At 40.0% G+C, this 20,158-nt stretch carries 19 protein-coding genes; 6 read left to right on the top strand and 13 right to left on the bottom strand.

Annotated elements, in window-relative coordinates; genetic code table 11:
• Positions 1-91 precede the first annotated feature (91 nt).
• Complete coding sequence (locus tag HT99x_RS13315) at positions 92-1,084, bottom strand: fumarylacetoacetate hydrolase family protein (protein WP_075065437.1); 993 nt, start codon at positions 1,082-1,084, stop codon at positions 92-94.
• 12 nt (positions 1,085-1,096) lie between these two features.
• Positions 1,097-2,182: a 4-hydroxyphenylpyruvate dioxygenase gene (gene hppD, locus HT99x_RS13310; RefSeq protein ID WP_075065438.1), complete on the bottom strand. Its 1,086-nt coding sequence runs from the start codon at positions 2,180-2,182 to the stop codon at positions 1,097-1,099.
• A 166-nt stretch (positions 2,183-2,348) separates the two neighbouring features.
• Between hppD and HT99x_RS13305 the strand changes: the two genes are divergently transcribed.
• The 4 genes from HT99x_RS13305 to HT99x_RS13290 all read left to right on the top strand — a co-directional run bounded on the left by HT99x_RS13305 (position 2,349) and on the right by HT99x_RS13290 (position 5,578).
• On the top strand, positions 2,349-3,602 hold the full coding sequence (locus tag HT99x_RS13305; RefSeq protein WP_075065439.1) for an aromatic amino acid transport family protein: 1,254 nt from the start codon (positions 2,349-2,351) through the stop codon (positions 3,600-3,602).
• Between the two features lie 14 nt (positions 3,603-3,616).
• Positions 3,617-4,726 carry a histidinol-phosphate transaminase gene (gene hisC / locus HT99x_RS13300; protein ID WP_075065440.1) on the top strand — a complete coding sequence of 370 codons (1,110 nt, stop codon included), beginning with the start codon at positions 3,617-3,619 and terminating at the stop codon, positions 4,724-4,726.
• A 75-nt stretch (positions 4,727-4,801) separates the two neighbouring features.
• Positions 4,802-5,149, top strand: coding sequence for a 4a-hydroxytetrahydrobiopterin dehydratase (locus tag HT99x_RS13295; protein ID WP_075065441.1), 348 nt, complete (start codon positions 4,802-4,804; stop codon positions 5,147-5,149).
• 9 nt (positions 5,150-5,158) lie between these two features.
• Positions 5,159-5,578 carry a GNAT family N-acetyltransferase gene (locus tag HT99x_RS13290; RefSeq protein WP_075065442.1) on the top strand — a complete coding sequence of 140 codons (420 nt, stop codon included), beginning with the start codon at positions 5,159-5,161 and terminating at the stop codon, positions 5,576-5,578.
• Between the two features lie 10 nt (positions 5,579-5,588).
• On the opposite strand, the gene urtA is transcribed toward HT99x_RS13290, so the two are convergent.
• The 4 genes from urtA to phhA form a co-directional block, all read right to left on the bottom strand.
• Positions 5,589-6,836, bottom strand: coding sequence for an urea ABC transporter substrate-binding protein (gene urtA, locus HT99x_RS13285; protein ID WP_075065443.1), 1,248 nt, complete (start codon positions 6,834-6,836; stop codon positions 5,589-5,591).
• 15 nt (positions 6,837-6,851) lie between these two features.
• Positions 6,852-8,594: an EAL domain-containing protein gene (locus HT99x_RS13280; protein ID WP_139016562.1), complete on the bottom strand. Its 1,743-nt coding sequence runs from the start codon at positions 8,592-8,594 to the stop codon at positions 6,852-6,854.
• 195 nt (positions 8,595-8,789) lie between these two features.
• Positions 8,790-10,139: a riboflavin biosynthesis intermediates N-glycosidase gene (ybiA, locus tag HT99x_RS13275; RefSeq protein WP_075065445.1), complete on the bottom strand. Its 1,350-nt coding sequence runs from the start codon at positions 10,137-10,139 to the stop codon at positions 8,790-8,792.
• A gap of 116 nt (positions 10,140-10,255) precedes the next feature.
• Positions 10,256-11,104, bottom strand: coding sequence for a phenylalanine 4-monooxygenase (gene phhA, locus HT99x_RS13270; protein WP_075065446.1), 849 nt, complete (start codon positions 11,102-11,104; stop codon positions 10,256-10,258).
• 125 nt (positions 11,105-11,229) lie between these two features.
• On the opposite strand from phhA, the gene HT99x_RS13265 reads away from it, so the two are divergent.
• Entirely contained in the window at positions 11,230-11,781 is a 552-nt protein-coding gene (locus tag HT99x_RS13265) for a hypothetical protein (RefSeq protein ID WP_075065447.1), read from the top strand.
• Between the two features lie 241 nt (positions 11,782-12,022).
• Entirely contained in the window at positions 12,023-13,024 is a 1,002-nt protein-coding gene (locus HT99x_RS13260; RefSeq protein WP_075065448.1) for a zinc-binding alcohol dehydrogenase family protein, read from the top strand.
• Between the two features lie 8 nt (positions 13,025-13,032).
• Here HT99x_RS13260 and HT99x_RS13255 read toward each other — a convergent pair whose 3' ends face one another.
• The 7 genes from HT99x_RS13255 to HT99x_RS13225 form a co-directional block, all read right to left on the bottom strand.
• A complete protein-coding gene (locus tag HT99x_RS13255; RefSeq protein ID WP_075065449.1) occupies positions 13,033-13,356 on the bottom strand; it encodes an ABM domain-containing protein in 324 nt (107 codons plus the stop codon).
• Positions 13,357-13,465: 109 nt separating this feature from the next.
• Entirely contained in the window at positions 13,466-14,137 is a 672-nt protein-coding gene (locus HT99x_RS13250) for a 3-oxoacid CoA-transferase subunit B (RefSeq protein ID WP_075065450.1), read from the bottom strand.
• A 9-nt stretch (positions 14,138-14,146) separates the two neighbouring features.
• Positions 14,147-14,845 carry a 3-oxoacid CoA-transferase subunit A gene (locus HT99x_RS13245; RefSeq protein WP_075065451.1) on the bottom strand — a complete coding sequence of 233 codons (699 nt, stop codon included), beginning with the start codon at positions 14,843-14,845 and terminating at the stop codon, positions 14,147-14,149.
• Positions 14,846-14,855: 10 nt separating this feature from the next.
• Entirely contained in the window at positions 14,856-15,755 is a 900-nt protein-coding gene (locus HT99x_RS13240; protein ID WP_075065452.1) for a hydroxymethylglutaryl-CoA lyase, read from the bottom strand.
• Positions 15,756-15,762: 7 nt separating this feature from the next.
• Positions 15,763-17,775, bottom strand: a complete 2,013-nt coding sequence (locus tag HT99x_RS13235) for an acetyl/propionyl/methylcrotonyl-CoA carboxylase subunit alpha (RefSeq protein WP_075065453.1) — start codon at positions 17,773-17,775, stop codon at positions 15,763-15,765.
• Positions 17,757-18,554, bottom strand: coding sequence for an enoyl-CoA hydratase-related protein (locus HT99x_RS13230; protein WP_075065454.1), 798 nt, complete (start codon positions 18,552-18,554; stop codon positions 17,757-17,759). Before HT99x_RS13230 ends, HT99x_RS13235 begins: the two co-directional genes overlap by 19 nt.
• The gene (locus HT99x_RS13225) at positions 18,551-20,158 is read right to left on the bottom strand and encodes a carboxyl transferase domain-containing protein (RefSeq protein WP_075065455.1); all 1,608 of its coding nucleotides are present in this window, start codon (positions 20,156-20,158) and stop codon (positions 18,551-18,553) included. Before HT99x_RS13225 ends, HT99x_RS13230 begins: the two co-directional genes overlap by 4 nt.

The following is a 20,158-nucleotide window of genomic DNA, read 5'->3' as shown; positions in this document are numbered from 1 at the left end:
CGATTGCATTTCCCATTTAAGGCGGACACAGTGGTCCGCCTCTACAAAACACGAAAAAAAAGTAGGGGACGGCCATCGTGCCGTCCTAATACTATGCAGGAGGATGATAACGCATAACCTCCTGATCAATTGCACCAAAAATACTTTGATTATTGGCATCTAACATTTCAATACGAATCGTATCGCCAAATTTCATAAATTCGGTACTGGGTTTGCCATCGGCTAGTGTTTCTAACATGCGTTTTTCAACGATACAAGAAGATCCGAAACTGCGATCACTGTTAGAAACGGTACCTGAACCGATAATGGTTCCTGCACCCAGCGGCCTTGTTTTAGCTGCGTGTGCAATCAAGGTTGGAAAGTCAAAAGTCATATCAATACCGGCATTAGGATTACCAAACCATTTTTGGTTTAAATGGCTGATAATCGGTAAATGAATTTTTTTGCCATCCCATGCTTCTCCTAGGCTTGCAGGCGTGACGGCAACAGGACTAAAAGCACTGGAAGGTTTGCAGTTAAAGAAACCAAAACCTTTTCCTAATTCATTCATTGCAAGATTACGTAGAGACACGTCATTCACGAGCATGACAAGCGCGATATATTGCCCTGCCTTCTCAGGCGTAACCCCCATTGGCACATCGGTTGTGATGACGGCAACTTCTGCTTCAAAATCGATGCCCCAGGCTTCATCAGCTAGTAAGATAGGATCACGTGGTCCAATGAAGCTATCGGAACCACCTTGATACATTAAGGGATCTGTCCAGAATGATGTGGGCATTTCAACACCACGCGATTTTCGAACGAGTTCAACATGATTAACATAAGCGCTGGCATCTGCCCATTGGTAAGCACGTGGCAAAGGTGAGGTGGTTTTGGTTGCATCAAATGCAAAAGCATTCGATAGCTCATTACTTTCAAGTGCTAAAAAACGAGCGGTTAACGCTTTTTCACAATCGTGCCATTGATCTAAGGCTTGCTGTAAAGTAGGAGCAATATCGGTTGCTTTGACTGCACGAGAGAGAGCGCTTGAAACGATGATAAGCTCTCCATCACGATGAGCTGATTTTAAAGTGGCCAATTTCATTATCAATACCTCTTATAATACACCACGGCGCATTTGGTCTCGTTCGATAGCTTCAAATAGTGCAGTGAAATTGCCTTCACCAAAGCCATCATTACCTTTGCGTTGAATAATTTCGAAGAAAATAGGACCAATCACATTCTCAGTGAAGATCTGTAATAGCAGTTGCTCTGCGCCATCATTCACTTCACCATCGATGAGAATTTTATTCTTTTGCATACGAGCAATGTCTTCATGATGCCCTTGAACACGTTCTTTAATCATTTCATAGTAAGTATCAGGGACATCTAGAAAATTCACCTTGCGATGTTTTAAGCCTTCAATGGTGCTATATATATCTTTAGTGGTCATCGCAATATGTTGAATGCCCTCACCTTTATATTCTCGCAAATATTCTTCAATTTGTGATTTGTTGTCTTTGGATTGATTGAGTGGAATTTTTATTTTGCCACAGGGACTTGAGAGCGCACGACTGGTGAGGCCGGTTTTTTTCCCTTCAATATCAAAGTAACGAATTTCATAAAAATTAAAGATATCTTGATAAAAATTTGCCCATTTATCCATTTCACCTTGGTAGACGTTATGTGTGAGATGATCAATCACCATTAATCCCTCACCTTGGGGGTGCTGATTTTGTTGGGGCAGAGGAATAAAATCATGATCATAAATGGTATCGCTTGCATAGCGATCGACAAAATATAATAAGCTGCCCCCAATACCATAAATTGCAGGGATAGCGAGTTCATCTTTGCCATTTTTACTATCAAGAAACGGTTTTGCGCCAAGCGCAACCGCTCTCTCAAACGCTTTTTTGGCATCTTTAACCCGAAAAGCCATGGCGCAAGCACAAGGGCCATGTTCTTTGGCAAACGCCATTGCATAGCTTTGTGATTCTTGATTCAAAATAAAATTGACTTGTCCTTGGCGATATAAGAGCACATTTTTTGAACGATGTTTTGCGATGGGGGTAAAATGTAGCCGCTCGAAAAGTGCCGCTAATTTTTCAGGTTCTTGGCTTGCAAACTCAACAAACTCAAAACCATCTAATCCCATGGGGTTATCACGTGCTGTGACTTGTGATGTGGTCAGTGTGGTTTTCATCGTTTTTCTTCCTTATTAAGTGAAAGCAGCTAACTTACATCTATCATCCTGTCCGACCTAACATAGAACAAAGCATGCTAAAAGTAAAAAATGATAAAGTGATTCCCAACCTGGTTTGATTTTGTTACTTTACAAAACCATCCTCGAATGAACAGGAGAAAGCCGATTGACTGGTTCATCTTTTAACAAAGTATTTGGTGGCGCAATGCTGGTGGCAGGAACCTGTATTGGTGCTGGTATGTTAGGGTTACCCATCTCAACGGCAGCAAGTGGTTTTTATCCCTCGACAATCGCATTTTTAGTGTGCTGGGTTATGATGACTTTGAGCGCATTATTAATGTTAGAAGTTTCATTGTGGTATCCCGAAGAAACCAACCTCATTACCATGGCAAAGTCGACTTTAGGGAAAGCCGGCGAAAGTATTGCCTGGATTTGTTATGTTCTCTTTTTATATGCATTGATGGCTGCTTACACGTCTGGTGCAGCGGGTTTGATTGGTGAAGGGCTGACTAAAATAGGTTTAAATGCCAAATGGGGCATTTGGATCATTGTTTCATTATTTGGTTTAGTCGTGTATTTAGGCGCTAAATGGGTAGATGGTGTTAATCGTATATTCATGCTGTTTTTAGTGTTTGCCTATTTTGCTTTGGTCTACCACGTTGTGCCCCAAGTTTCTCCCAGCTTGTTAAAAGAAGGACATCCTAAATTTTTATTTTCAACAGCGCCGCTGCTTGTCACTTCTTTTGGTTTTCATTTATTAATTCCTAGTTTAAAAAATTACATGCATGGAGATATTAAAGGCTTACGTCGAGCAATTATTGGCGGAAGCTTATTACCCTTAGTGGTTTATTTGTTATGGGAATTATTAATATTGGGCGTGGTACCTGTTTCAGGTGACAAAGGTTTGGTTGCCATGATGCAGGCTGAGAAAAATTCAGGTCGGCAAGCGGTGGTTGAACTCACGCAATTACTGAGTCAAATTTTAAATAACCACCGTATTAATTTATTGGTGGGTAGTTTTGCGATATCGGCTATCTTAACTTCTTTTATTGGTGTGGCATTGGGGTTGTTTGATTTCTTTGCGGATGGTTTTCATATTAAGAAAACCTGGCGAGGCCGATTAGTGCTAGCTATTTTAACTTTCATGCCACCAGTGCTCATTGCTATATATTGTCCACAATTTTTATTAGCGCTGCATTATGCAGGGATGTTTGCGGCTGTGCTGCTTATTATTTATCCGGTATTGATGGTTTGGTCAGGAAGATATCGGCTGAAGATTGCATCAAGTTATCAAGTGATGGGTGGTAAACCGTTACTCATACTGGTCTTATTGTTTGGATTAGGGGTGATTGTGCTGGAAGGACTTGATCACCTTAAATGGCTGCCAGAGCCATTTGTTCAGGAAAGATTATTTGATTAAAAGGGAATGAAGCAATGACATTTGATCCAACACATTTAGTAAGATCGGATATTTTAAATCTCAAGCCTTACCAACCTGGCAAACCCATTGCTGAAGTGGAACAAGAATATGGTCTTTCTGCCGTTATCAAATTAGCCAGCAATGAAAATCCTTTAGGTTTTAGTCCATCATTAACGCAAGCGATGATGTCATCGATGACAGAATTAATGCGCTATCCAGATGGCGGTTGCTTAGCATTGAAAGCGGCTTTAGCGAAACATTTAAATGTTTCACCTAATCAATTGCTGATGGGAAATGGTTCAGAAGATGTACTGAGAATATTGCTACAAGCGTTTGTATTTGGTCACAAGCATTTAATGATTTCACAATATGCTTTTATGGCTTACAAAATTTTAGCCCATGGTTTAGGGATCTCCGTTAAGGAAATACCTGAAAATCATTTTCAGACCGATCTGGGAGCGATGCTGGCGGCGCTAACGCCTGAGACCGGCATGATTATTTTAGCGAATCCTAATAATCCTACCGGAACCTATATTAACCAACAAACCTTATGTGATTTTTTAGATAAGATCCCTCACGATGTTATTGTCGTTTGTGATGAAGCCTATTATGAATATGTTTTAGAGAAAGATTACCCACAAACACTTGCCTTGTTACAGCAATATCCTAACTTAATTGTTACCCGCACGTTCTCTAAAGCCTATGGTTTAGCAGGCTTGAGAGTAGGATATGGTATTGCACATGAGAGCATCATTGATTTAGCGAATCGTATTCGCCAGCCATTTAATGTGAATCATCTTGGACAAATTGCGGCGTTAACCGCATTAAAAGATCAAGCTTTTGTCAAAAAATGCATTCTGCTTAATGAGCAAGGTAAAAAACAATTTTATGAAGGACTAACCGCATTAGGATTAAACTATATTCCGACGGTGGGTAATTTTATCTTGATTGATGTTAAACAACCGGGCAAAGATGTTTATCAGGCGCTTTTAAGACAAGGCGTTATTGTTCGCCCACTCGATCCTTATGGATTAATGAATTACATTCGAATTACGATTGGCACAGAGCAAGAAAATGCTCAGTGCTTGAAAGCATTACATCAAACTATACTCGAACCAGTATGAATGTAGGCAACACAGCAGAGGCTACCCCTTAAGGGTATACATTCAAAATAGAAAGAGAATGAAGGAAGTTACCGTATGAATGAACTGATTGAAAAACATTGTAAGGCCTGTGAAGGTGGCACTTCTCCTTTAGATCGCAAAGAGGCAGAATATTATTTGAAAAAAGTAGAAGGTTGGGTGCTAAATGAACAAGCAACTGAAATCAAGCGTACCTTCGCTTTTAAAAATTATTATCATACCATGGCTTTTGTGAATGCATTGGCCTACATCGCGCATCATGAAAATCATCATCCTGATATAGAAGTTTCTTATAATCGTTGCATCGTTAAATATACGACACATGCGATTAAAGGATTATCCGAAAATGATTTTATTTGTGCAGCGAAAACCGATGCACTGCTACCCAAAGTTGCAACGGCATAGGAAGTTTCTATGACGCACAATCCTGTTGTTTTTATTGAAAATCCAACCGAAGATTTTTATGGCATTATTCATCAAGGTATCAATGAATATGCCGCCACTCGTGGCTTAGCAGGTACGGGCGGCTATTTTTATGTTGTGTACGATAATAACAAAGTGATTGCTGCGATTTCTGGCTTTGATAACTTTGGCCCAGCAGAAATTGGTGGCTTATGGGTAGATGAGCGATATCGTAGTCAAGGCTATGGCAAATTGCTAGTAGAGAAAGCACAAGAGTGGGCGAAACAAAAAGGGTGCAAAGCGGTGACGGTTTTTACTCTTAAAGATTGGCCTGCTTGTGCTTGGTATCAAAAACTGGGATTTAACATTGAATTTGAACGTCATGATCATCGCAATGACACGGTAGGTTGTTATTTGATAAAAAAGCTTTAAAAATGATGGCCTATTGTTTGACCCAGTGATTTCCCCATTCTTTATAAAGCTGGTCTAAAAGCATTTCCCATTCTTCTTTAGTGCGATAATCAGGATAGGGAAGAGGTTTGATGGCTTTGTCTGATCGCCAGACAACATCAAATTGGCCATCTTGACGTATTTTTCCTATTCTGGCTACTTTCCAAGTATGATTGTTTTCAGCATCAATATAAACGGTTCCTTCTGGGGCAAAATAATATTGATTTCTCATCGCTTCTCGAACGGTATTAACATTAGTAGTACTTGCTGTTTTCACCGCTTGTGCCCACAGAAAAACACCAATATAACCAGATTCAATGGGATCATCTGTCACACGATCTTGACCATATTTGTTTTTATAATTTTCGACAAAATTTTGATTAACCTTGTTAGGTATATTTTGAAAATAATTCCATGCTGCATAATCGCCCGCCATTTGCGAGTAAGACAATGTGCATAATTCATTTTCACCCAAACTAAATGAAATAGAAGGAATAACGCTAGGAGAAATGCCTTGCATTCTTAATCTTTTAAAAAAGTGGATGTTACTATCACCATTAATTGTATTAACAATCATATCAGGCTTTGTTTGCTGAATATTATCTACAATGTGATTCACCGTGTCATTGCCAAGAGGGATATACGCTTCTCCTAAAATTTTTCCACCCAATGCTTTAATCTGATCTTTGATAATTTCATTTGCTGCTCGAGAAAATACATAATCAGATCCAACAAGAAAGAATCGCTTCCCGATATGATCAAAAGACCACTTAATGGCAGGAATGATTTGCTGGTTAGGTGTTGCACCGGTATAAATAATGTTAGGTGAATCTTCTAGCCCTTCATATTGAATTGGATAGATAAGCAAATGGTTATATTTTTCAAAAACAGGCTTAATCGCTTTTCTATTAGCGGAAGACCAGCAGCCAAATACAACACAAACTTTGTCTTTTGTAATTAGTTTTTCAGCCATTTCAATAAAATGATTAGGATCTGAGCGGCCATCAGCAATAATTGGTTTTATTTTTCTACCTAAAATACCACCTGATTCATTTATTTCATCAATTGCCATCAAGGTTGCATCGGCGACAGAAGCGGCACTAAATGCCATTGTGCCTGTTAAAGAATGTAAAATGCCGACTCGAATGGGAGGTTTTTTTATTCTGAACCATAAAATAGTAGCCAATATGCAAACACACACGCTCAGGAAAATGATAATGGCAATTGAATAAGTACTCACTTGTATTCGTATCCTTTAATCATACTTTGAAATTTCTTGAGCCCAATCAACTTTAAATAATTTGACAAATTCTTCTGATGAAAGCGGTTTGCTAAAAATATAACCTTGAATCATGTCACAATCATGCCTTTGCATAAATTTTAGCTGTGCTTTCGTTTCTACACCTTCAGCAATAATTTTAAGCTTCATACTATGACCTAAATCGATTATGCCTTTGGTAACCGTGTAATCAGTGGATTCGTCTTCGATGATAACGACAAAGGAACGATCAATTTTTATTTTATCAATGGGAAATTGCGCTAAGTAGCTTAATGAAGAATACCCTGTGCCAAAATCATCTAAGGCGAGTTCTAGTCCTAATGATTTAAATCCATGCATGACTTCAACCGCTTTATCTTTATCTTGCACTAAAGCGCTCTCTGTTAATTCAAGCGATAGCCACTCATTGGTGGTTTGCGTTTCGTTCATTATATTGCGTACAATTTCAACAATATTGGTATTGAGCACTTGTTTGGCAGAGACATTGACTGCAATTTTAATCGGAGAAAATCCTTGTGAACGCCATTCTTTTATTTGTTGACAAGCTTGTCTTATTGTCCATTCACCAATGATGTCAACCAGCTTTGATTCTTCTGCAGTTGTCATGAAAACATAAGGAGAAATATATCCCATTTTAGGGTGTTTCCACCGGATCAATGCTTCACCACCAATCAGTTTTTTTGAGCCGAGATGAACTTGAGGTTGATAATGCAATTCAAGTTGGTTTCTTTCTATTGCTTTATGTAGATCAGAAAGAATAGTTTTTTTGAGCTCTAATTGTTCTTCCATGCCACGTTCAAAAAATTCAAATGGTTTGCGAGAACTGTTTGTTCGATTGACAGCAAGTTGCGCATTTCTTGTTAATACATCAGGAGAATTTCCATCATTGGGACAAAAGGCGATACCTATGCTCACATTAATAAAAATATCGTGTGCTGCAACCTCATAAGGCATCGTGCAATTTTCAATGAGGGATTGTACATAAGAAGCCATGGTGGCAGCGTCACTCATTTCTGGCTCTAAAATGCCGAATTCATTTTCGCCAAGTCTGGCGATAGAACTCATTTTATTTGAAAAGGTGGTAAGCCGCTTGGCAAACTCTTTTAAAATACTCTCAGCTGTTTCTTGGCCATAGGTATTTTCAATTTGAGTATAATCGTCCATGCGTACAACTAGGATACCCATTTTTAACTGAGATGCTTTTGCGGTGATGGTCTGTTCTAATAATGTTTGCTTAAAGCTTATTCGATTAGGTAGTTTGGTTTCATTATCGTATAAAGAATGTTCAGATAATGTTTTTTCAAGATCTTTTAATGGTGTAATATCCATCCCAAAAAAAGTTGCTTCATCATTTTTTCTTGGCACGACACTCATGAAATAAGTTTTATCACCGCAAGGCATTTCAAATGTATGCGTTTCGTGAGATAAAGATACCTGACGAACCACTTCTCGCCATTCGCTTGGTATTTTATCATTTAAGCCAATTCCCCATTCAGATAAAATACCTTCGCTGCCAAAGTTGGCAAAAATACTTTGGCCAAATTTATTAATCCCTAAAATGGGATTAGGGTTAGAAAGTGCATAATCAATCAGATCTTCTTCCGTTTCTTTAAACTTATTAAGTTGTTTTTGTTTTTTTAATCGTATAATTTTATATAAGCTAATACCTAGCGCAATGGCTAATAGTCCGGTCATTACCTGCCAGATAATTATATTCACTCGTTAAATATCCAGTTAACATGATAGATCATACAAAAGAAATATAGAGCGTTTATATAGCCTTTAAGTGCATTTTCATCTTTTAGCTAAGTGTTGCTTGAGAGAGCACTGAGTAAGCGAGGCGGGTAAGAATGCAAGGATAGAGCACCGATTTACCCCTCGCGAAGGAGAGGTAAATCCATGATGTAATCTAAATTAACGATATCGATTAACAGGCTTATAGTCGATATCCTGGGTTGCGGTAGCTTGTTTGAGATTAGAAGCTTTCGCTTGATGTAAAACGGTTTTATGAAGCGCCAAATCCGGTTTTATATTCGCAGTCGATATTGGCAACTTCGAAGAAGATGACGAGTAGGTGGTATTAGGATTGGCATTAAATAAAAAGGCACCGCCAAGTGTACCTACAATGCCAATACCTAAAGCAATGGGTAAAGCCATTTTGACGAAGAGTGCCAAACCGCACAATGCGATCCCCAATAACAAGGCATAGCCAGATAGGTTAAAAGATGCGATAGGCTTACTCGCTGATTTAATGGATGATGGCTTTGGTGTTGATACCTTTGTTTTTATTGGCAGTTGAGCCGGTTTGGGTTGTTTGGGTGCATCAATAGGAGATTGTCCCATTTTTTGACGAATAATGGGTAAGGCCCAATCTGCCCAACGACTTTCTGTGACTTTGCGATTGTTTTCATAAATGGCATTATTTTTAACATACACATCGATAGGGGCACCGTGACGATCAGTTCCTTGAATATAAAAACTACCAAATTGTCCGCTGATCCCGTAGCGAATTTTTACGCCACGATTTGAAGTAGCACTGATACTTTGACCTCTTTTCAGTTGTTGTTTGATATCCGCTGCTAAACGAAAAATCGTGTCAGTGACGGGCGGATTAGCAGGGGTTGCTTTCGTTGCTTTAATCAATTTAGCATTAGGCCAGTGTTGAACTAACTGATTTTGTTGGCCTAATGCACGTCGTGCACGTTGTACATCGGCATATAAGTTATCAGGGTTAACCGTTAAATCATTGCGCCCTGTCTGGGTGAAAATTTCATTACGTATTTTCATCCACAGTTTACCGAGCTTATTGGTGCCATTACCATCATTGCCCCAACCCCAGACGGCTTCATTACGCTGTGCGGTGTCTTCAACCAAACAACTATTTCCGGTGTTTAAAAGTTCATTACGAATGGATGGATGCTGGACAAGTTTGGCGCGCAAAGCCATTTCCATTACCGCTTCCTTTCTAGCATCCCATTGTTGCCATTGCTGCTTTGTCCAACGCTGAGTCCATTCTCTGGCAATCGCTAAAGCATCCATCGGACCATTACCACGCGTTCTAACACTATTTAAGAATGCTTGGCGATTATCGCCTTGGTTTGTTAGAAATTTTTGTGCTTGAAAGTAATGTTCGGTTGTTGGGTAAGTGATGCCATCAATAGTCACAGGATGTCGCGAAAAATTGGTTAAGCAAAATAAAGGTTGAGCGGCATCATAAAAAGGCGTGATAGCAATACGGGTGCCAGGAATATGATAAGAAGCCATAAGAAATTACCTTAATAAATATAGTGAAAGTTGACACTCTAACACTTATATTTGTTAGTTTGAATGCTACCAATACATATTGGAAAGTCGGCAAACAAATTATGGCTTCCTAAAAATTATAAAAAGCGAGATTCCTGATCTTTGGGTTTAGGTGGAAATAATGGCGCGTGCATTCCTAAAGTTCGAGCTTGGGTAATCAAATCGAGCAGATTGAGCTTTGATAACCCAAAAAGTTCAGAAAAATCGTTAATCACAAAATACAGTGGTTGAAAAATATCGATACGATAAGGGGTGCGAAAAGCTTCAATCACTTCAAGGGGATGACGCAAAGGTTTATCACTGTCTAAACAATATTGCGACTCACCAAAAGACGATAGAATACCGCCACCATAAATTTTAAGACCTTGAGAAGATTGAATCAGACCAAATTCAACTGTAAACCAGTAAAGCCTCGCTAACATGACTCTATCAGCATGATTAGCTTGTAAGCCGAGCTTGCCATATTCATGCATAAAATCAGCATAAACCGGCAAGGTGATTAAAGGGCAATGACCAAAAATCTCATGGAAAATATCAGGCTCTTGTAAATAATCTAATTCTTCACGCGTTCGAATAAACGTTGCGGCAGGAAATTTCTTATTGGCCATTAATTCAAAAAAGGCTTGGAAATCAATAAGGGCTGGTACGGGTGCGACTTCCCAGCCTGAAAGTGCTCGTAAACGTTCATTGATTTCAGGGATTTGTGGGATTTTATCCGCTGTTAAACCTAATGCTTTAATGCCATCGAGATATTCTGAGCACGCACGATGTTCTAATAATTTCATTTGGCGTACAAATAAATCATGCCAAACGCTGGTTTCTTCAGCGCTATAAGCGACAAAGCCTTTTTCATCGGGCTTTCTGGAAATGTATTTACTTTTTTTCATAAGGCGTTTTGTCTTAAATGTTCGTAGGTCGCTAACCATGCCATGGTTTGCTCGTCGCTTCAAGTATAGGCAAAAAAGAGTATATGCACTATACTCCACGCAATTTTATTGCCATCTCAATTAACCTAATCTTTGTTAGTCAATTTATCAGGAGATATCAAAATATGACAAATATCATAGAATATATTAAGACGCATAAAGCAGAGTTGGCATATCGAGGATGGAATGGCATTGTTGCTGGTGTGGTGATTCATGATCTGCTGACGAATCCAGCCGCTTCTTTCTCAGTATCTGCCATAGATGCTGGCTTGCATGCTTATGAATTTATATTCCCTAATCAATTAAGTGAGATCATGCTACCTTTAAATTTGCTTAGAGGGGCACAAGCGGGCTTTGCCTGTGCTTATGGCTCGACATTTGTTGCTGACATAAAAACCGCTCTTTTTAGTAGCAAACCTTCTCTTTGGCCAATGTCATTTTCTATTTCCATTCAACCAACCAGTATTCCAAGACTTGTAAATGGTTTTGATGTATTAAATCATGGTGTCAATGCATTTCGCCGTTTATCCCAATTGATGCAAAGAAAACCAGACCAAAGTGCGACTGAGAAAAAAGGTAAAGCATTAACGCCTCAGTATAAACAGCAGCAATCTAAAGTTCATTTTGCAACGCCATTGGTTCAGCCTATTCAACAAAAAAAGCACAAACCGCATTAAATTAAGTCATTCACCACTTGCATAGCAATTGCTGGAATTTTTCGTTCTGGATCCAGACTTGCTTGAATGGCTTTGAGGGGCAACACACTCGGTTTTTAAGTAATGTATTTGCTTTTTTTCATTGAAAATTATCCGATTTGTACGTTATATCTGATATAAATTGAATTCTATTCTATAGAGAACCGAATGAATAGTTTGATAGATGTCAAAGTGAGATAACATTCAAGGATTGGAGAAGAGCGTGAAAGCATTAGGGTATTATCAAGCACACGATTTAAAAAATTTTAACATCCAAGAACTTGAGCTGCCCATTCCGGAGCCCAACGAAAATGAAGTGCTTGTTAAGATCAAAGCCATTTCGGTTAATCCGGTTGATTATAAAATTCGTTTAAGTCGAAATGCACAAAATAATCAACCCGTTATTTTGGGATGGGATGCGGCGGGGACTATTGAAAAAATAGGTAGCCAAGTGCAAGGGTTTCAAGTCGGTGATGATATTTTTTATGCAGGCGATTTATTAAAAAATGGAGCTAATGCTGAATTCCAAGTGATTGATTATCGTCTTGTTGCTAAAAAACCAAACAATTTCAGTTTTGCACAAGCCGCAGCTTTACCGTTAACGTCTCTCACTGCTTGGGAAGCCTTGATTGAAAGTAATTTAATGCCTTTCACCGAACAAACCAAAATCTTAATTATTGGTGGAGGGGGTGGGGTTGGCTCCATTGCGATTCAGATCCTCAAAGCAACAACCAAGGTCAAGATTATTGCAACCGCATCCAGAGAAGAAACGCGTCAATGGTGCCAAAAATTAGGCGCAGATCTTGTTATCAATCATCAGCATAATCTCAAGGAGGAATTGAATAAACAAGATATAAAAGAAGTTGATGTTATTTTTGGCACAACGCACTCAAAGCTGTATCTTGAACAAATACCGCAAATTCTTCGCCCCTTTGGACACTTTTGCTTAATCGATGATCCCGATGTTTTAGATATCGTTCCTTTTAAACAAAAATCGATTTCTGTGCATTGGGAATTTATGTTTACCAAATCGATGTTTGATTATCAAAAAGAGACACAAGGTAAAATTTTACAAAAGATTGCCGCTTTAGCAGAGTCCGGCAAACTCATCTCAACGCAAAATCAGCAAATGCAAGGTCTAACGGCACATAACTTATATCAAGCACATGCTTTGCTGGAAGGTAAAACCAGTATTGGAAAAATCATTATTAACTTAGATATCTAGTAAGGTTGTCACAACAAATCATTCACTACATCCATGGCAATTTCAGCAATTTTACGTTTTGGATCAAGACAGCTTTGAATGGTTTTAATCGCCTGTTTGACATTTTCAGGCAATTCACTGGCAGGTGCATCTTCTCCTGGCCAGGATGCATCACGGGTGGCTTTATCAGGCCAACGAGAATAAGCCACCCACAAATCATTTTTTGTTTTATGTAGGCATGAGCCTAATGCACCGCGATGTTCTTTAAAATAGCTGGCAACAATTTGCCAGGCGCGTTGGTAGTTTTCTTCTTGATTGGGCCTCAAATAGCCTTGATAGATCACTGCAAACATCTATTTTTTTCTCTCTTTAACTCGTAGGGGCCTGCCCGCCATAGCTCTTGAAGCGACGCCGGTGCTTGTCCGCCATAGCTTCTAGCGATGCAACGGCGGGTTACTTACTTCAAGCGGCGGCGGGTGAAAAGCGAATCTCAGGCACATCGTCAGGAACAATCAGTTTACCCGCGGTTTTGCTTTTGATCTCATCGATGCTGACCCCGGGTGCGCGTTCTAATAAATGAAATGCGCCGTCTTTTACCTCAAGCACCGCAAGATCGGTCACAATTTTCTTAACACAATTCACACCGGTTAACGGTAGGGTACATTTGGGTAGAATTTTAGATTCGCCTTCTTTATTGGCATGGGCCATCGCGACAATAATATTTTGTGCGCTTGCTACTAAATCCATCGCACCGCCCATCCCTTTAACGAGTTTGCCAGGGATCATCCAAGAAGCAATGCTACCGGTTTGATCAACTTCAAATGCACCCAACACCGTTAAATCAATATGACCGCCGCGGATCATGGCGAAACTATCGCTGGATGAAAAGAAACTCGCACCGATACTGGCGGTAACGGTTTCTTTGCCGGCATTGATTAAATCAGGATCCAGGGTTTGCTCAGTCGGATACTCACCCATACCCAGCAAGCCATTTTCTGATTGTAGGCAGACTTGAATACCTTTAGGGATGTAATTAGCAACAAGGGTAGGAATACCAATGCCTAAGTTGACATAAAAACCATCTTTTAATTCTTGTGCAATACGCATTGCAATTTGCTCACGTGATAATGCCATGATCAATCCTTATTTCTTGAGCATTTTTCGTTCAATTCGTTTTTCAAATGACCCTTGAATAACACGGTTAACATAGATACCGGGGGTATGAATGTGGTCAGGATCAAGTTGGCCTGCCTCGACAATTTCTTCTACTTCGGCGACGGTGATTTTGCCAGCAGTGGCCATCATGGGATTAAAGTTTCGAGTGGTTTTGCGATAGATAAGATTACCCATGGTATCGGCTTTATAAGCTTTCACTAACGAAAAGTCAGCGGTGAGTGATTCTTCTAAAATGTATTTTTTGCCATGAAATTCATCGACGCGCTTACCTTCAGCGATCACGGTGCCATAGCCTGTTGGCGTATAAAAAGCTGGGATCCCTGCGCCGCCAGCACGAATTTTTTCCGCGAGAGTGCCTTGTGGTGTTAGCTTCACTTCCATTTCGCCACTTAAGAGTAATTGTTCAAAAAGCGCATTTTCACCAACATAAGAGGCTATCATAGTTTTAATTTGGCGCTTTTCCAGTAAATAACCCAGACCAAAACCATCGATACCCGCATTATTTGAAATACAGGTTAATCCTTTAACCCCCATTTCATAAACTTTATAAATTAATCCTTCGGGTATCCCACAAAGGCCAAATCCACCTACCATGAGTGTCATATTGTCTTGAAGGCCAGCCAGTGCCTCATCGTAAGAGTGAACAACTTTATTAAAACCTGACACGCTTAACTCCTTACTTTCTATTAGCAATAATCGCTGTCGCTACTTTTGAACGATTCACTTGTTGTAATTGTTGACAAATAAATTCACCGGCATCGATTAGTTTGTCGAGATCAACACCTGTCTCAAATCCCATGCCATGCAGCAGATAAATCACTTCTTCGGTTGCGACATTGCCGGTTGCGCCAACGGCATAAGGGCAGCCTCCCAATCCTGCAACAGAGCTATCAATCGTACGAATACCAAACTCTAAACAGGGGACAATATTAGCTAATGCTTGCCCATAGGTATCATGAAAATGAACGGCAAGTTCTTGAATGGGTATATCTATGGCAACCGCTTTGACCATCTCTAAAGCCGCCTTGGGTGTGCCAACGCCAATCGTATCGCCTAATGAAATTTGATAACAACCTGCCGCAGAGAGTGCCTGTGCAACATAAGCTACTTGTTTAACAGGAACTTTTCCCTCATAAGGGCATCCTAACGTGCAAGAGACATAACCACGAACATTTAATCCCGCTTTAATGGCACGTTCGATTAATGGTCCATAGTCAGCTAAACTTTCACTAATAGTGCGATTTATATTTTTTTTCGAAAATGTTTCTGAGGCAGCGGCAAAAACAGCAATTTCTTTTACCCCACAAGCAATCGCATTATCAAGACCTTTTTCATTAGGTACCAACACCGGGAACTGTGCAAAAGGATCTTGAGGCAATAATTTCGCAACTTCCATGTGATCCGTCATTTGCGGGATCCATTTAGGTGAAACAAAACTGGTAGCTTCAATAATACGTAACCCTGAGGCTAATAATCGTTGAATAAATTCAATTTTTGTTGCAGTAGGCAAAATAGCTTTTTCATTTTGTAAGCCATCGCGAGGGCCGACTTCAACAATATTTACTTTTGTTTGCATAAGTATTTCACTCAAAATCGATTAGTTCACAACCTTCCTCGACTTGATCGCCAATGCTATAGCGAATCGCCTTAATCGCGCCAGCTTTAGCGGCAGCCAAGGTATGTTCCATTTTCATAGCTTCTAAAGCCATGAGTTTCTCACCATGAGTCACTTTATCGCCTGATTTAACCCAAATTTTAGTGACAACACCAGGCATAGGCGCACGAATCGTGTTAGGTGTTGCATGAGAGAGTGTATCATGGTCATGATTATTATTGGCAATTTTAAATAAGCAAGTATTGCCTTTTGCAATGAAAGCTAACAAATCCTCTGTATAAAAATAGGGGATAGCATACTGTTCATTGGGCAATTGAATATGTAATAAGTTTCCTTGAAATTTGCCTGTAATAATGCAAGATTGACCATGATGGACAATGCGAATGGTCAGTGCATTCCTTTTTGCGGGCAAATGGGTAATCGTCAGGTTGAAGATCTCTTGATGAAACATCAGTGCTATCGTTTCTTTGAAATCTTCATTTAAACGCCAAGCATGAGAGACATTCCATGGAGAGAAAAGATCTTCAGACGAGATAGGATATTGTCGCATCAAAATAACCAAGATGCTTGCAATTGCTAATTGTTCAATCGTAATACTTTGTGGTTTAGGTAAGAATGAAGCTAATGAGCGCTCTAATGTCTGCGTATCAATGTGCCCTTGGATAAAGTTATCATTTCGCAACACACTTCTTAAAAAGGCAATATTGGTTGTGATGCCAATAAGATTATATTGCGATAAAGCGTCATAGAGTGCATTAACAGCCTCAGCGCGCGAATTCGCATGAACAATTAATTTAGCCAATAAAGGATCAAAGTGGATCCCCACCGTATCACCAACTTGTAGGCCACTATCGAGTCGATAGCCCGTTGTATTGTTTGGAATAAAAATCGCTTTGATGTGACCGGTTGCAGGCAAAAAGCCAAGCGTGGGATCTTCTGCGTAAATGCGTGCTTCAAGAGCGTGCCCATAAACTTTAATTTCAGATTGTGCTAACGGAATAGGGTGCCCCTGCGCGATACGAATTTGCCACTCAACCAGATCGAGCCCTGTGATCATTTCTGTGACAGGATGCTCAACTTGTAAGCGGGTATTCATTTCCATAAAGTAGAATTCGCCATTAGGTGCATAAAGAAATTCGACTGTTCCCGCACCTAAATAGTTAATTGCATGAGCTGCATTAAGCGCTGCTTGATAAAGCGCTTGTTTAACCGCGTCTGTTAAACCTAATGCAGGGCTTTCTTCAATAATTTTTTGGTGGCGTCGTTGCAATGAACAATCACGTTCAAAAAGATGTACCGCATTTCCTTGCTGATCGCGAAATATTTGCACTTCAATATGTCTTGCATGGGGCACGTATTTCTCAATAAAAAGCGTTTCATCACCAAAACTATGTAAACTTTCACGTTTGGCGCTTTGAATAGCTTCCGCTAATTCATCTGGCTGTTTGACAATACGCATGCCTTTACCGCCGCCACCTTTTGCAGCTTTTAACATAATAGGATAACCAATCTTTGTGGCGGCTTGTTGTAATGCGCTAATGCTTTGCTCATCACCTTCATAACCGGGTATGACCGGCACATTGGCTTTTCGCATGATTTTTTTGGCTTGATCTTTTACTGCCATTTGCGCTATTGAAAAATCTGTGGGGCCAATAAAAATAATATTTTCTGTCGCACAGCGTTTTGCAAAGGCCGCATTTTCAGAAAGAAAACCATAACCTGGATGAATAGCATCAGCGTCAGATTGTCTAGCCGCTTGAATGATATGGTCAATATTTAAATAGCTCTTTTCAAGAGCGCCACCACCGATGCACAATGCTTCATCCGCTAGTGAACAGTGCAAAGCATGCTGGTCTTCTAGTGCATACACGGCAATAGTGTGAATACCCAATTTTTTGGCTGTACGAATAATTCGACAGGCAATTTCACCTCGATTCGCAATCAGTAAACGATTGATTGATTTCAGCGTGTTTTTACCCATGATGGCTCTCTTTTTTCTAAAAATGCATTTAAGCCTTCTTGACCCTCTGGTGAAATGCGTAGCATCGCGATTGTTTTCGCCGTCATATGAACTAAATCTTCATCGATAGATGGCGTTTGTAAATGATTCATTAATTGATTCACTGCCTGTAAAGCATGAGGCCCATTTTGTAAAAGGCGAGTGATCATTTCATGTGCTTTTGTCTCAAGTTCCTCTATAGCAACGACTTCATGGCACAGCCCCATTTGTAGCGCGGTTGCTGCATTAAAGGTGTTAGCACTGAGAAAGTAAGCACGTGCATGACGTTGGCCAATAGCCTGTATTACATAGGGACTAATCACGGCAGGGATAAGGCCAAGTTTTACTTCAGAAAAACAAAACTCTGCTATCGATGCAGTAATCGCGATATGACAACAAGCAATTAAACCTGCACCGCCACCATAGGCATTACCTTGTACGATAGCAAGGGTTGGTTTGGGAAAATGATGAAGATGATACATTAATTTTCCCAGTGCTAAGGCATCTTGAAAATTAGCGGTTGCATCATATTGCATCATTTTTCGCATCCAGGCTAAATCAGCGCCAGCAGAAAAATGTTTTCCGGTACTTTTTAAAACCAGTATTCTAACGCTATGATCTATCGCAAGCTGATGCAGGCTCTCAGTCATTTGTGCGATCATGGTTTCATTAAAGGCATTATGCACTTGCGGCCGATTTAAAGTAAGCGTGGCAACCCCGTGCTGATTTTTTTCAACGAGGATGGTATCTTGCACGGTCATATTCTAAAAATTCCATATTCAGTTTCATCAATCGGTGCATTCAGACAAGCTGATAAAGCCAATCCAAGTACATCGCGTGTTTGTAAGGGATCAATGACACCATCATCCCAAAGCCTTGCACTGGAGTAATAGGGATGGCCTTGCTTGTCGTATTGTGCCGTTATTTTATCAACAAAAGCTTGTTCTTGTTCTTGAGTCCAAGTTTCACCTTCTTTTTCCATTTTAGCTTTTTTGACTTGGACTAAAACGCTTGCCGCTTGCTCGCCTCCCATGACAGAAATTCGAGCATTCGGCCACATCCACAAAAATCGGGGGTCATAAGCTCGACCACACATGCCATAATTACCTGCACCGAAGCTGCCGCCCATAATCACTGTGAGTTTAGGTACATTGGCACAGGAGACTGCCATCACCATTTTCGCGCCATCCTTTGCGATACCACCGGCTTCATAACGCTTACCCACCATAAATCCGGTAATATTTTGCAGAAAGATTAAGGGGATCTTTCTCTTGGCACATAATTCAATAAAGTGAGTGCCTTTTTGTGCAGATTCGCTAAATAAAATACCATTGTTGGCAACAATGCCAACGGGGTAGCCGTAAAGATGCGCAAATCCACAGATTAACGTGGTGCCATATAAAGCTTTAAATTCATGAAATTCGGAGCCATCGACGAGTCGCGCAATAATTTGTTTCATTTGCATGGGGATGCGAAGCGACGTTGGAATGAGACCATATATTTCTGATTGAGCGTAAAGAGGGGCTTTTGATTCTTTCACCGGTAACGAGATAATTTTTTTACGAGCAAGGTTTTTGACACAATCTCTTGCAATCATTAAAGCATGTTCATCATTTTGCGCATAATGATCAGAAACACCGGAGACTTTGCAATGAACATCTGCACCACCCAATTCTTGTGCAGTGACAGTTTCTCCGGTTGCAGCTTTAACTAAGGGAGGGCCTGCCAAAAAAATGGTTGCTTGATCTTTGACCATAATGCTTTCATCGGCCATGGCAGGAACATAAGCGCCACCTGCCGTACAAGAGCCCATCACAACCGCAATTTGTGGGATCCCAAGACTTGACATTCTTGCTTGATTAAAAAAAATACGACCAAAGTCATCTTTGTCAGGAAACACTTCATCTTGGTGGGGTAAATTAGCACCACCTGAATCTACCAAATAAATGCAAGGTAAATGATTTTCTTGTGCAATGGTTTGAGCACGTAAATGTTTTTTAACGGTAATAGGATAGTATGTTCCGCCTTTTACTGTCGCATCATTGGCGATAATCATGCATTCTTGACCATGAATACGTCCGATGCCGCATAAAATGCCGCCTGCTGGGATTTCTTCATCATATAATTCAAAACCCGCAAATAGCGAAAGTTCTAAAAATGCAGAACCTGGATCTAACAATTTATTAATGCGTTCTCTGGGTAACAATTTTCCGCGACTTGTGTGTAGCGCTTGCAATTTTTCTCCACCGCCCTGCGCTATCTTCTGTGTTAAAGATTTTAAGTGCTCTACTTGAATTGAAATACTAGCAACATTATTTGTAAAATCTTCGGTTTTGGTATCCAGCGTGTTTTTGATAATAGGCAT

It is taken from the genome of Candidatus Berkiella aquae, from assembly GCF_001431295.2.
Lineage (GTDB): Bacteria > Pseudomonadota > Gammaproteobacteria > Berkiellales > Berkiellaceae > Berkiella > Berkiella aquae.
This window is presented reverse-complemented; position numbering and strand designations above follow the sequence as displayed.